General features: G+C 54.9%; 14 protein-coding genes. 6 read left to right on the top strand and 8 right to left on the bottom strand.

Translation table 11 applies throughout. The features are described 5' to 3' along the window. The first annotated feature begins 133 nt into the window (after positions 1–133). The 3 genes from NMD08_RS15210 (at position 134) to NMD08_RS15200 (ending at position 3796) form a co-directional block, all read left to right on the top strand. The gene (locus NMD08_RS15210) at positions 134–685 is read left to right on the top strand and encodes an NAD(P)H nitroreductase (protein ID WP_151218990.1); all 552 of its coding nucleotides are present in this window, start codon (positions 134–136) and stop codon (positions 683–685) included. Between the two features lie 116 nt (positions 686–801). Continuing rightward, a complete protein-coding gene (gene selD / locus NMD08_RS15205; RefSeq protein WP_187252559.1) occupies positions 802–1845 on the top strand; it encodes a selenide, water dikinase SelD in 1044 nt (347 codons plus the stop codon). A 4-nt stretch (positions 1846–1849) separates the two neighbouring features. After that, positions 1850–3796 (top strand): DNA topoisomerase III, encoded by a 1947-nt coding sequence (locus NMD08_RS15200; protein ID WP_286545343.1) that lies wholly within the window; start codon positions 1850–1852, stop codon positions 3794–3796. 49 nt (positions 3797–3845) lie between these two features. Here NMD08_RS15200 and gdhA read toward each other — a convergent pair whose 3' ends face one another. Further along, positions 3846–5189: an NADP-specific glutamate dehydrogenase gene (gene gdhA, locus NMD08_RS15195; RefSeq protein ID WP_151218991.1), complete on the bottom strand. Its 1344-nt coding sequence runs from the start codon at positions 5187–5189 to the stop codon at positions 3846–3848. A gap of 237 nt (positions 5190–5426) precedes the next feature. On the opposite strand from gdhA, the gene NMD08_RS15190 reads away from it, so the two are divergent. Continuing rightward, positions 5427–5702: a YnjH family protein gene (locus NMD08_RS15190; protein WP_151218992.1), complete on the top strand. Its 276-nt coding sequence runs from the start codon at positions 5427–5429 to the stop codon at positions 5700–5702. On the opposite strand, the gene NMD08_RS15185 is transcribed toward NMD08_RS15190, so the two are convergent. After that, a complete protein-coding gene (locus tag NMD08_RS15185) occupies positions 5662–6075 on the bottom strand; it encodes a pyrimidine (deoxy)nucleoside triphosphate diphosphatase (protein WP_370618470.1) in 414 nt (137 codons plus the stop codon). The two genes, NMD08_RS15190 and NMD08_RS15185, sit on opposite strands and share 41 nt — an antisense overlap. Before the next feature lie 79 nt (positions 6076–6154). Here NMD08_RS15185 and NMD08_RS15180 point away from each other — a divergent pair, with 79 nt between their 5' ends. Together NMD08_RS15180 and NMD08_RS15175 are read left to right on the top strand one after the other, a co-directional pair. Continuing rightward, positions 6155–6724: a carboxymuconolactone decarboxylase family protein gene (locus NMD08_RS15180; protein ID WP_187259554.1), complete on the top strand. Its 570-nt coding sequence runs from the start codon at positions 6155–6157 to the stop codon at positions 6722–6724. Beyond that, on the top strand, positions 6717–7340 hold the full coding sequence (locus tag NMD08_RS15175; RefSeq protein ID WP_187252557.1) for a CDP-alcohol phosphatidyltransferase family protein: 624 nt from the start codon (positions 6717–6719) through the stop codon (positions 7338–7340). The genes NMD08_RS15180 and NMD08_RS15175 overlap by 8 nt, the downstream gene beginning before the upstream one ends. A 44-nt stretch (positions 7341–7384) precedes the next feature. Here the strand turns inward: NMD08_RS15175 and NMD08_RS15170 are convergent, their stop codons facing one another. The 6 genes from NMD08_RS15170 to NMD08_RS15145 form a co-directional block, all read right to left on the bottom strand. Beyond that, positions 7385–8692, bottom strand: a complete 1308-nt coding sequence (locus NMD08_RS15170) for a sulfurtransferase (RefSeq protein ID WP_278237891.1) — start codon at positions 8690–8692, stop codon at positions 7385–7387. An 87-nt stretch (positions 8693–8779) separates the two neighbouring features. Further along, positions 8780–9412, bottom strand: a complete 633-nt coding sequence (locus NMD08_RS15165) for an ATP-binding cassette domain-containing protein (protein ID WP_370618467.1) — start codon at positions 9410–9412, stop codon at positions 8780–8782. Beyond that, complete coding sequence (locus NMD08_RS15160; protein ID WP_370618465.1) at positions 9412–10947, bottom strand: thiamine ABC transporter permease; 1536 nt, start codon at positions 10945–10947, stop codon at positions 9412–9414. The genes NMD08_RS15165 and NMD08_RS15160 overlap by 1 nt, the downstream gene beginning before the upstream one ends. After that, complete coding sequence (locus NMD08_RS15155; RefSeq protein WP_370618463.1) at positions 10920–12089, bottom strand: ABC transporter substrate-binding protein; 1170 nt, start codon at positions 12087–12089, stop codon at positions 10920–10922. Before NMD08_RS15155 ends, NMD08_RS15160 begins: the two co-directional genes overlap by 28 nt. Positions 12090–12120: 31 nt before the next feature. After that, positions 12121–12819 carry a TVP38/TMEM64 family protein gene (locus tag NMD08_RS15150; RefSeq protein ID WP_187259550.1) on the bottom strand — a complete coding sequence of 233 codons (699 nt, stop codon included), beginning with the start codon at positions 12817–12819 and terminating at the stop codon, positions 12121–12123. Further along, positions 12816–13472: a TVP38/TMEM64 family protein gene (locus NMD08_RS15145; protein WP_370620214.1), complete on the bottom strand. Its 657-nt coding sequence runs from the start codon at positions 13470–13472 to the stop codon at positions 12816–12818. The genes NMD08_RS15150 and NMD08_RS15145 overlap by 4 nt, the downstream gene beginning before the upstream one ends. Positions 13473–13505: the final 33 nt, after the last annotated feature.

Genomic DNA, 13505 nt, shown 5'->3' with positions numbered 1-13505 from the left:
GGAGAAAGGCGTTAAGATGAGGCTATCGTAATGACCCGACAGGCACTTGTCAGCAGGAATCGCCGCCTGTGCTGTAACAAAATCCGCTCACGTGTTAATTTTGTGAACAAATTTCATTGTTGGAGTTAAGCAAATGGATGCACTCGAATTACTTATCACCCGTCGTAGCGCTTCTCGTCTCGTCGAGCCAGCCCCGACAGGAGAGCAACTGCAAAATATTCTGCGGGCGGGAATGCGCGCTCCGGACCACAAAACGCTGCAACCGTGGCAATTCTATGTCATTGAGGGAGAAGGGCGTGAACGCTTTAGCGCCGTACTTGAGAAAGGCGCGATTGCCGCAGGTAGCGATGAAAAAGCTCAGGAAAAAGCGCGCAGCGCACCGTTTCGCGCGCCGCTGATTATTACCGTGGTGGCGAAATGTGAAGAAAACGACAAGGTTCCGCTGTGGGAACAGGAAATGTCTGCCGGTTGTGCAGTAATGGCCATGCAGATGGCGGCAGTTGCCCAAGGCTTTGGCGGTATCTGGCGCAGCGGTGCATTAACCGAAAGTGCGGTTGTTCGCGAAGCATTCGACTGTCGTCCACAGGATAAAATCGTCGGTTTCCTCTATCTGGGCACACCGCAGCTCAAAGCCTCCACGACGATTAACCTGGCCGATCCGAGCGCATTCGTCCGTTATTTCTGATAACAACGGCAAAACTGTCTGGATTATGAGCAAAGAGACCCGAATTCAGACAGTCACTCTTACCACATCATGGAATGAGCGCTACCATATCCGGATTGCACTGACAGGAGATGTCCATGAGCGAGCAAGCTATTCGTTTAACGCAATACAGCCACGGAGCCGGTTGCGGTTGTAAAATTTCCCCCAAAGTACTGGAAACCATCCTGCACAGTGAGCAGGCGAAGTTTGTTGATCCGAACTTACTGGTGGGTAATGAAACACGCGATGACGCGGCGGTATACGATCTGGGGAACGGCACCAGCGTAATCAGTACCACCGATTTTTTTATGCCGATTGTCGATAATCCGTTTGATTTTGGGCGTATTGCCGCCACTAACGCCATCAGCGATATTTTCGCCATGGGCGGCAAACCGATTATGGCAATTGCTATTCTTGGCTGGCCGCTTGATAAGCTGGCGCCGGAAATCGCCCGCGAAGTCACCGAAGGTGGGCGCTTTGCCTGCCGTCAGGCGGGTATCGCGCTGGCGGGCGGTCACTCTATTGATGCCCCTGAGCCTATCTTTGGTCTGGCGGTAACCGGTATTGTCCCGACCGAACGTGTGAAGAAAAACAGCACCGCCGAGGCAGGATGCAAACTGTTCCTGACCAAGCCGCTGGGGATTGGCGTCCTGACTACCGCAGAAAAAAAATCACTGCTGAAGGACGAACACAAAGGACTGGCGACGGAAGTGATGTGCCAGATGAACATTGCTGGTGCGGCATTCGCCGACATAGACGGCGTGAAAGCCATGACCGACGTTACTGGTTTTGGTCTGCTGGGACATCTGAGTGAGATGTGTCAGGGGGCCGGCATTCAGGCGCAGATCGTCTACCAGGATATTCCTAAGCTTCCCGGTGTTGAAGAGTACATTGCACTGGGCGCAGTGCCGGGTGGCACCCAGCGTAACTTTGCCAGCTACGGCCACCTGATGGGTGAAATGCCGCAGTCGGTACGCGATCTGCTCTGCGATCCGCAAACCTCCGGCGGTTTGCTACTGGCGGTAACGCCGGAAGCTGAGGCTGAAGTTAAAGCGGCAGCGGCGCAGTTTGGCATCGACCTCACCGCGATTGGTGAGTTAGTGGAAGCTCGTGGCGGTCGCGCCATGGTTGAGATCCGTTAACTCGATGCGGTTGTTTATTGCCGAAAAACCGAGTCTGGCGCGCGCTATCGCCGATGTGTTGCCAAAGCCACATCGCAAAGGTGACGGCTTTATTGAATGCGGAAACGGACAAGTGGTGACCTGGTGCATCGGTCACCTGCTTGAGCAGGCGCAGCCAGACGCCTACGACAGTCGCTATGCTCGCTGGAGTCTGGTCGATCTGCCGATTGTCCCGGAAAAGTGGCAACTGCAGCCGCGTCCCTCAGTGACCAAGCAACTTAACGTCATTAAGCGTTTATTGCATGAGGCCAGTGAAGTCATTCACGCAGGTGACCCCGATCGTGAGGGGCAACTGCTGGTGGATGAAGTGCTGGATTACCTGCAACTGGCGCCTGAAAAGCGCCAGCAGGTGCAACGTTGCCTGATTAACGACCTTAACCCGCAGGCTGTGGAGCGGGCTATTGAGCGTCTGCGCGCCAACAGTGAGTTTATTCCGCTGTGCGTCTCGGCGCTGGCGCGTGCGCGTGCCGACTGGCTGTACGGCATCAATATGACACGCGCTTACACCATTCTTGGGCGTAATGCGGGTTATCAGGGCGTACTTTCGGTCGGACGCGTACAGACGCCAGTGCTCGGCCTGGTGGTGCGTCGCGATGAAGAGATTGAAAACTTTGTCGCCAAAGACTTCTTTGAGGTAAAGGCGCATATCGTGACGCCTGCTGATGAGCGGTTTACCGCTATCTGGCAGCCGAGCGAAGCGTGTGAGCCGTATCAGGATGAAGAAGGGCGCTTGCTGAATCGCACGCTGGCTGAACACGTGGTAAACCGCATTAACGGTCAGCCAGCGATAGTCACCAGCTATAACGATAAACGGGAATCAGAATCTGCGCCGCTGCCGTTCTCGCTGTCGGCATTGCAGATTGAAGCGGCGAAACGCTTTGGCTTAAGCGCCCAAAACGTTCTGGATATCTGTCAGAAGCTGTATGAAACCCATAAGCTGATTACCTATCCGCGTTCGGATAGCCGCTATCTGCCGGAAGAACACTTTGCCGGACGTCACGCGGTGTTGAACGCGATTAGCGTTCATGCGCCGGATCTGCTCCCACAACCGGCGGTCAATCCAGATACGCGAAACCGCTGTTGGGACGATAAAAAAGTGGATGCGCACCACGCCATCATTCCTACCGCACGCACTTCGTCCATCAACCTGAATGACAACGAAGCGAAAATCTACAACCTGATTGCCCGTCAGTATCTGATGCAATTTTGCGCGGATGCGGTATTCAGGAAGTGCGTTATTGAGCTGGATATCGCCAAAGGCAAGTTTGTCGCCAAAGCACGTTTTCTGGCGGAAGCCGGATGGCGCACGCTGCTTGGCAACAAAGAGCGCGACGAAGATAACGACGGGACGCCGTTGCCGGTGGTGGCAAAAGACGACGAGTTGCTGTGTGAAAAAGGCGAAGTGGTTGAACGCCAGACTCAACCGCCACGACACTTTACCGATGCCACGCTACTGTCAGCAATGACCGGGATTGCGCGCTTTGTGCAAGACAAAGATCTGAAAAAGATCCTGCGTGCAACGGATGGCCTGGGAACGGAAGCCACACGCGCCGGGATTATCGAGCTGCTGTTTAAACGTGGTTTTCTGGTGAAGAAAGGGCGTTATATCCATTCCACCGATGCCGGAAAAGCGCTATTTCACTCACTACCTGAAATGGCGACGCGTCCGGATATGACCGCGCACTGGGAATCTATCCTGACCCAAATCAGTGAAAAGCAGTGTCGTTATCAGGACTTTATGCAACCGTTGGTGGGAACGCTGTATCAGCTTATCGATCAGGCGCGCAGCACACCGGTACGACGCTTTCGTGGAATTGCTGCACCGGACGGTGGTGGTGGCGATAAGAAAAAGAGTGCGCCGCGTAAACGCCCGGCGAAAAAAAGCCCGCCATCTGAAGAGGCGGGCGTGTAGTTTCCAGGTCGGATAAGGCACGTGTGCCGCATCCGGCGTACGGAATGAATTAGATCACTCCCTGGCCCAGCATCGCGTCGGCAACTTTCACGAAGCCCGCGATGTTGGCGCCACGTACGTAGTTGGTTTGCTTGCTTTCGCCGCCGTACTCAACGCAGGCATGGTGAATATCCAGCATGATGTGGTGCAGGCGCGCATCCACTTTCTCCGCTTTCCAGCCCAGACGTGCGGCGTTCTGCGCCATTTCCAGACCGGATGTGGCGACGCCACCGGCATTGGCGGCTTTACCCGGCGCAAACAGTACGCCCGCTTCGAGGAACTGGTCGGTGGCTTCGATGGTGGTCGGCATGTTCGCGCCTTCAGCCACGGCCTTGACGCCGTTGGCGATAAGCATTTGCGCGGCTTCCACATCGAGTTCGTTCTGCGTGGCACACGGTAGGGCGATGTCGACCGGAACTGACCACGGTTGTTTGCCTTCCAGGTAGGTCAGGCCAAACTCACGGGCATAATCTGCTACGCGACCGTCGCGGCTGTCTTTGATTGCGCACAGCCGCGCCAGTTTTTCTTTGGTAAATCCGCTTTCATCGACCACAGTACCGCTGGAATCGGAAGCGGTAACCACCCGCGCGCCAAACTCCATGGCTTTCTCAATGGCGAATTGCGCTACGTTACCGGAGCCAGAAACCGCTACGCGCATACCTTCAAAGCCCAGACCATGGCGTTTGAGCATCGCTTCGGTGAAATACACCAGACCGTAGCCGGTCGCTTCCGGGCGGATCAGACTGCCGCCGAAAGAGAGACCTTTACCGGTAAAGACGCAGGCGCTGTTGTTGGAGAGTTTTTTCATCATCCCGGCCATAAAGCCGACTTCACGGCCGCCCACACCGATATCGCCCGCCGGAACATCTGTATCGGGACCTAAATGGCGGAACAGTTCGGTCATCAGCGCCTGGCAGAAACGCATGATTTCGCCTTCACTTTTCCCTTTTGGATCGAAATCGCTCCCGCCTTTACCTCCGCCCATTGGTAGCGTGGTGAGGGCATTCTTAAACGTCTGCTCGAAGCCAAGGAATTTCAGGATCGACAGGTTCACGGAAGGGTGGAAACGCATACCGCCTTTGTATGGGCCAATGGCAGAACTAAACTGCACGCGCCATGCGCGGTTGACCTGCACCTGATTGCGGTCGTCCAGCCAGACTACACGGAACTGGATTACGCGCTCCGGTTCAACCAGACGTTCCAGCAATGACATCTGGCGATAACGCGGGTTTTGTTCAAGGAAAGGCCACAGCGTGGTCATCACCTCACGAACGGCTTGCGCGAACTCGGTCTGATTCGGGTCGCGCTTTTGCACATGGTTAAGGAATGACTCCAGAGAACATGTCTGATCCATAGATATAAGAACCTCTTATGTATTGATATGGTTATATTTTTGATTTTTGTGTTAAGTGTTGTGCAGTTTTTGACTATACCATCAGCACTGTGACGCGACGCAAGAAAAAATTAACCCCGCTAAGTAAATTAATATTGCGTCGTGGGTCATAACTAAAAGCGATGATCGAAGAGGCTAAAGTTTCTGCCGATTTATACCGTTATACTGAGCATAATTGTCAGTTAAAAAGGAAAGAATATGCGCCGTTTAATCGTGGCAGGCGTGTTGGCCCTGGTGTCCAGCGCGACGCTGGCAAATCAGCTTTATCGCCCGGACGTGCAGGTGAATGTACCGCCGGAAGTGTTTAGCTCCAGCGGTCAGCGGGCGCAACCCTGTAGTCAGTGCTGTATTTATCAGGATCAAAACTACTCAGAAGGGGCAGTGATTAAAGCGGACGGCGTTTTGCTTCAGTGCCAACGCGATGAAAAAACGATCAGCACGAATCCGCTGGTCTGGCGTCGCGTAAAAGAATAAACGCTTCCAGTAGTGGGATATCAGCAGGCGCCAGCGGATAACGCAGCGCCTCTTCGGGTGAACACCAGACGATATCCTGATGTTCATACGCTTTCAGTTCCCCCTTATATGACGGTACATGCCAGGCATGTAAGTGAATCAGTCGGCCCGAAACTTCGCGTTGATGGCTGGCAATGTAGCGACCCACGACCGCCTCAATGCCCAACTCTTCACGCAATTCACGGATCAGCGCCTCGGGTTGATTTTCGCCCGATTCAACCTTGCCGCCCGCAAACTCCCACATCCCTGACTGATCCGTATGCTGCGGACGTTGAGCCAGTAAAATTTTGCCATCACGTTCAATAATAGCGGCGACCACGTCGAGGGTTTTCATTATATTCATCAAGATCTAATGACAGAAAATGACATACTATCGTTATCTTTGTTTTATCTAAAGTATTCAGGAGCAACCGTTGAATGATCCTCAGTCGTGGGTAAAACCGTTAACGCGTATCCCTTCCAGTTTAAAACCGCTCGTTGCTACGCAGAAAAAGCATTATGGCGATGTATTGCATCCTACTCGCTGGTGGGGGCGGATGCCGTTTCTGTTCTGGCTGGTGGCGCTGTTTGTCGGATTTCTGGAGCGTAAAAAAGCACGTTTAACGCCGGTGATGCGCGCGCTGTTGATGACCCGCGTTTCTCAGGTGTGCCACTGCGCTTTCTGCGTTGATGCCAACAGTTTACGGTTGGCTGAACGCTGTGGCGCGCTGGATAAAGTCTTACAGGTTGCCAACTGGCAAGAATCGACGCTATTTAACACAGAAGAGCGCGTAGCGCTGGCCTATGCTGATGCGGTCACCGCTACGCCTCCACAGGTTGACGCTGCGCTTAAAGCGCAGATGAAGCAGCATTTTACCGAGGACGCCATTACTGAAATGACCGCGTTGATTGCGTTTCAAAATCTCTCGGCGCGTTTTAATGCCGCTCTCGAGATCCCTTCCCAGGGGCTGTGCGACAGCCTTAAAGGACGCCCGCATGCTTGATCGTCATCTTCATCCGCGATTAAAACCGCTTTTGCATCGCTGCGTGGGCATTATTGATAAGCCTGCGATTACGCCGGACGGGCTTACGCTGGTCGGTTTTGCTATTGGCGTGTTGGCCTTGCCATTTCTGGCGTTAGGCTGGTATCTGGCAGCGTTGGCGGCGATTGTGCTTAATCGGCTTTTTGATGGGCTGGATGGGGCGCTGGCGCGGCGCAGAGGGCTAACCGACGCGGGAGGATTTCTTGATATCTCGCTCGATTTTCTGTTTTACGCCCTGGTACCATTCGGTTTTATGCTCGCCGATCCGGCGGCTAACTCGCTGGCTGGTGGCTGGCTACTGTTCGCCTTTATGGGAACCGGCAGCAGCTTTCTGGCCTTTGCCGCGCTGGCGGCGAAACATCAAATTGATAACCCGGGGTACGCGCATAAATCGTTTTATTATTTGGGGGGGCTGACCGAAGGTACCGAGACGATTATGCTGTTTGTGTTGGGGTGTCTGTTCCCGGAATATTTTGCCATGATGGCGTGGGTCTTTGGCGCACTGTGCTGGATGACGACGTTTACCCGGATCTGGAGCGGATACCTGACACTGAAAGCGGTCCAGCGTCAGGCGTAGCGTATTGCGTTGCCGGATGCGCTTATCCGGCAATAATGACAGCCTTACTTGCTGGTTTCAGGATCCCGTTCACCGCTGGCAACCGGATTTTTGGGATTGCTGCTCCACTCATACCAGCCGCCGTCGTAGACTGAGACGTTTTTCCAACCCATCGCGCGGGCGTACATAAATGTTTCCGAAGCACGCCAGCCGGTACCGCAATAGAACGAGACCTGCTGCTGTGGCAGGATATTCCATTGCTTCCACATGGCGGCGATGTCATCCGCACTGCGCATGGTGCCATCCGGGTTATGGAAATCTTCCATGTGGGTGGAATCACTGCCCGCGTGGCCCCAACGTGCGCCTGCGATCTCACCTTTTGGCTTAATGTAGCTATAGCCGCTGGTGGTACCGACAAATTCCGGCCATGAACGAATGCTCACCAAAGACGCATCCTGGCGATGCAGCAGGCCGCGAGCCTGTTCCATATCCAGCATCAACTGCGGCTGGGCGGGAATGGTCACGCCGAAATCAGGTTCTGGTTTCACCGATGGCGCAGTGCCGCGTTCAACCGGTAAACCTGCGTCGGACCAGGTTTGCCAGCCGCCGTCGAGCAGACGAACATCTTTTACGCCTGCATACAGCATAATTTGCGCCACGCGCGCGGCGGCATAGACATCACGGCCGTATAAAATCACCGTGGTGTCATGGCGGATGCCGTGCTTCGCCAGCATCGCTTTGAGCTGGTCGTCTGACACTTTGTTCCACAGCGGTTCGCTTTCGACTTCGTTGGTATCAATGTAGCCCGCACCGGGGATATGGCTCAGCAGATACAACTTCGGTGCGCCCCAGGCGGCCTCAATCACTTTCCAGTCACCCGCTGGTTTAGCGGTTACGTTTTTACCCTGCTGCAGGTCGTGAAGCCACTGCGGGTACACCAACTGTTCGAAGTGCGGCAGACGTTGCAGGCGGGCAGGGTCCGTAAGCGCATCGCTGAGGGTAGAGATATGGTTAAAGCCAACTTTTTGCAGGCGGGATTTGACAGCCTGCATGTCGTTATCGCTGCCATACAGCGCCACCGGCGCATCGGTGCTGAGTTGATGTGACTTAACCCAGGCGCTGAGTTGTTCATCATTCATCTTGTCTAGCCAGGCAGCAGACAGGTTCAGAGCGGAAGGTTCGTGTCCTGAAGGGCCATTAAGCGACTGCGGCCAGCCGTTGTAAAAAGCGCTCTGACGGGTATCGATCGCCGCGCCTTGCTTTTGGTGTAACTGGTCGAGGGTGAGCGTCTGTGCTGTTTCAGCAGCCCGAGAGGAAGCGCAAGCGAGCCCTAAAGCAAGTGCCAGCGCGGTCATTTGAGAAACACGTTTCATCGAATAGCCCGACGTTGAAAAAAGAGGACGACATTCTGTGCCGCCGGTTAAGTAAAAACCTTGCGTTAACGCAGCATATCGCCACATTCACGCCCAGTTTTCCATCTGTAATACACGACCTGCTGGCGGGACATCCTGCGCGTCATGGGTAACCTGCACCACTGGAATACCCTGCTTACGTACCTCGGTAAAGACCCACTGACGAAAGGTATCACGCAGCGACGCGTCCAGCCGACTAAAGGGTTCATCAAGTAACAGTGCCTGGGGCTGAGCCAGTAGCGCGCGGAGCAGGGCGACACGCGAGCGTTGTCCGCCGGAGAGCGACGCCGGATCGCGCGAATAAAAACCGGCCAGGTCCGCACGTGCGAGAGCGCTTTCCACCGCGTGTCGTCTGGCTGGTCCTTGCAGACTGGCGGGCAGAGCCAGCAGTAAATTCTGCCCAACGCTGAAATGGTCAAACAACAACGCATCCTGGAACAGAATGCCAATCTGGCGCTGCGCCGTAGGCAGCGCGTCAACGCGTCGTTCGTTGAGCCACAGCTCGCCTGATACCTGAAACTGCGGCGACAACGCCCCGACCATCCACGAAAATAACGAAGACTTTCCGCTGCCGGAAGAACCCATGATCGTGACAATGTCACCTTTATCAACCTGAAAGGTAACGTTCTTCAGCAGCGCAGTTGCACCCTGGTACAACGAAACGTTTTGCACAATGAGCATTAGCGGAGTCCTTGTCGAAAGCGGCCAATCCATGCAGCGAGAAATGCGACCAGGGCGAAAATGGTGAGTGGCAACAGAAGTTGCCATAGCGCCTGGGTTGCCAGAATAGCAGTGCTACCGCCGCTGCTTAATGCGACCGCTTCGGTGGTTAACGTGGGAAAGCGCCCGGCACCTAACCACAGCGTCGGCATATACTGGGCGATACTGACAGAGAATCCTACCGCGAAGGCAATCAGCGCCGGGCGAGCCAGTAGGGGACATTTTACCTGCCAGAATATGCGGATCCGTGTCCAGCCCAGCGTTTGCGCAATCAAAATCAATCGCGGGTCAATGCGCTTCCAGGCCGGTTTAAGCACAAATAGCATCCAGGGCATCACCCACAGCAGGTGGCCCCAGATAATGGTCGTTATCAGTCCATCCTGTCCGGCATATAACGCCAGCAGATATTGTCCGGTTACCAGCGGTAGCGCGGGCAAAATCAGCGGTAGCCAGACCCAACGGTGTCCGGTTTGCGGCCCCCATTCCAGCCAGGCAAAAAGTATTAGCAGCGCCAGCAGGCTGGAGACAAGTCCCAGTTGCAGACTATTGCTGAGCGCCTCGCTATTTAGCGATGAATAGCTGGCGAGCAGCGCCAGAACCAGCGCGGATACCATACCGCTAAGGGGTAAAAGTTGTACTAACGAACGTTCGGTTGTACAGGATGGAAAACGCAGGCGTTCACCGGTTACTGCGGGAATGGTGCGTCGCCAGACGCGCCACAACAGATACCCTGCCAGCGCGATGATGAGGAGCAACAGCACCAGCAACAGGCTGGCGAGCGCGCCTTTCGCCTGCTGCCCGGCATCGCCCTGACTGAGCCATTGCCAGCTCAAAACGGCAAGCGTTGGCGGATTTCCGGGGCCAAGAACGATTGCCACATCCACAACGGAGAGTGACCAGGCGACAATCGCCAGCATCGCTTTACCTGAGGCTGGGGCGATTGAAGGCAGGATTAGCCAGTTCAGGCATTGCAGTCGGCTGTAGCCCAGCGAATCCAGAACGATAACCTGCTGCGAAAGGTGTTTTTCGCTCAGTTGGGCTGAGAGGATCCATAACAAAAAGGCGCTTTCTTTCACCGCCAGCGTCACGCCAAGTCCAATGCCGTAACGGTCTGGCTGTGGGCTGAGGAACGGGAGCCATTGCCAGGTTTTACCGCCTTCAGCAAAAATCAACAGCGCGCTGGTGGCGAAGGCAACGTGCGGAATCGCCAGCAGCCACGGAAGGCGCGAGCACAGACGCGCCCAGCCAGCGCCGGGCCATAAGGCGAGGATTGCCAGTAGTGCAATGATCAGTGCGCCGCCGGCAGCGAGTCCTGTGGAAACAAGCGTCGCCAGTAATGCCTGCGCAAGTTGAGGGTCGGCAAAGAGCGCCAGCCAATGGGTCAGACTAAGGGCTGGCACTATCAGAGAGAAAACCGCTGGCGCCAGCGGCAGATAAACTGCCACCATGATGGCCCAGAGTAGCAAAATTAATGCGTACCGTAGCGGCGTAGCCATTCTTGTTCCAGAGCGTTTACCCAGGCGGCATGCGGTTCTGGCAGCACGGCGGGAAGTCCTTGCGGGATCCGTGCCAGCAGTGCATCACGTTGTTCGACGGGCAATTTTTGTGGATCAAGCACCGAAGGATCTCCCCAGACAGTTGAGTCGGCTTTACGCAGTTGTGCTTCGGGCGAAAGCAGGAAGTTTGCCACGACTTTTGCTCCTGCACTGGCGCGGGCATTCGCCGGAATGGCAACAAAGTGCACGTTGCCGAGCATGCCCTGTGAGAAACCAAAACTGTAGCTGCTTTTAGGCAATTCGCCGCTGGCTACTTTTTGCTGCGCGTGGGCAGGGTTAAAGGTCAATGATAAACGCAGGGTTCCAGAATTGAGTAGCGCATCCATTCGTGCAGGCGAGGGCGGAAAGTCTTTACCTTCACGCCACAGTACAGGGTGCAGTGTATCAAGATAATGCCACAATGGCGCGGTAACGTCGGCGAATGTGGCTGTATCTGGTACGATTTTAAGCGCTTGTGGTTGCGTGGTGAGCGAAATTAACAACTGCTCCAGAAACGCCGTGCCGGTAAAGTCTGGTGGACGCGGATAGGTCACCGTGCCAGGATGCGCCTGGGCAAATTCCAGCAGCGCCTGTGGGGATTGCGGTGGCTGCGCGGTGAGATCGCGCCTCGCGATGAAGGTTAGCTGTGCGCCACCCCAGGGGGATTCAGCCCCCTCGGTTGGAACGGAGAAATCTTCGCTCACCGGTTTTTGGGTATCAACATAGCGCCAGTTAGGCAACGTTTGCGCCCACTGGGTTTGCAGCAGCCCGGCTTCTTTCAGCGTACGAAAATTTTCGCCGTTTACCCACAGTAAATCGACAGACCCCCCGGTTTTTCGCCCGGATGCAGCTTCAGTCTGAATGCGTTTTACCGCGTCGGCGGCATCTGCGAGACGTACGATTTTCAGGTTTATGGCATAGTGTGTTTTCATCTCGCCGCTAACCCAGTCGAGATACTGGTTAACTGCGTTGTCGCCACCCCAGGCATTGAACCACACCGTCTGACCGCGGGCGTCATTTTTGATTTGCTGCCAGTCGGCATCATGGGCAAACGTCGCCAGCGGACAGAGCAATAAACTCAGGCACAATAAGCAGTAACGCATAGTATCTCCATTGCTAAAAATGGGGGAATTCTCAGGTTTTTTTTCGTTGATGTTCAAGATACAGGCTTCTCGCCACTGAAATCATCACGCTCAGGGCGAACAGGATGAACAGTCCGGTCACAAACCAAAATGTACCGCCGGTTAACAGGCTACCCGCCCATGAATAGACGATAGTGGCGGGTAACTGGCCGATGCCGGTGGCAATGAAAAAATGGCGAAACCGAATCGAGGTCAGGCCTGCTGCGTAGCTTACCGGATCGAACGGTACAAAAGGTAACAGGCGACAGACAAGAATGGTGTGCTTGCCATAGCGCTCGAAAAAAGCGTCCATGTTGTTCAACACCGTTTTTCCGGTCAGTTTCTCCACCGCGCCACGGCCTAAAACGCGAGCAATAAAAAAGCACAGCGCCGCGCCGGTCATCGCGCTGCACCAGGACAGTACGCCGCCCCAAAATGCGCCAAACAGCGAGGCGTTGGCAAAGGTGATCACAAAGGCCGGAAGGGGGGCTACGATGGCCTGTAAGAGCATCAGGAAGAAAGAAACAACCGCCGCCTGAGTTCCGTAAGAACGAATGAAATTCTCAATGGCATGCTGATCGAGCGTGGCAAATGCCGCCAGGCTGGCGCGGAGAAAATCGCTCACACCAGGTATCCACGCCCACGCCATCAGCGCGAGCAGCAACAGGATAATCACTCCTGCCCGGTAGAAATGGATGCGTCGTTTTATCATTTATCTGCGCACTCGTGAGGAACTGATGGATCGACATGCTTATAACGAGCCCTGGCTTTGGCAGCCTGTACGAGGACAAAAAGCGCCAGCCCCGCAACGCTGAGCTCACCGATAAATGTCCAACTAATTCCTTCGCTGGCCAGTTCGTGCGACATCAGCGTATAGATAAAGATGCCAGGTAAGGTGGTTACAGCAGATATCACGGTAAATGACCAGAACGGAATGGCCGTCAGCCCATAGGCGTAGTTTTGAATGTTATAAGGGAACAGCGGCACGAGGCGGGTGAGGATAAGAAAGTCAACTCCGCTATGGGCAATGCCTTTTTCGATAGCCTGAAACATTGCCGTATGCCCAACGTATTTTTGCAGCAGTTCCCGGCCCAGCCATCGCGCCAGCAAAAAAGACAGCGATGAAGCCACAGTTGCCGCCACTAATGAGATAACCGTCCCGGTCACGGGGCCAAACAGCACACCGCCAACGATCACCAGGATGCTGCCTGGGATGAGACACAACGCCGCGAGAATGAACAGCAGGATAAAAAGCGTATAGCCGAACATGCCGCTCTGGCGGATGACGTCTTGTAAATGATGGAAATTAGTTATCAGGTCGGTCAGACCGTAATGATGGAAAACTCCCGCCAGAACGCAGAACAGGGCCCCGACAATCAGCAGCCGGTATTCTGCTTT

Origin of the sequence: Citrobacter meridianamericanus (assembly GCF_041320245.1) — a bacterium.
GTDB lineage: Bacteria > Pseudomonadota > Gammaproteobacteria > Enterobacterales > Enterobacteriaceae > Citrobacter > Citrobacter meridianamericanus.
Note: the sequence above shows the minus strand (reverse complement) of the source record. Positions and strands in the feature narration are given on the sequence as shown.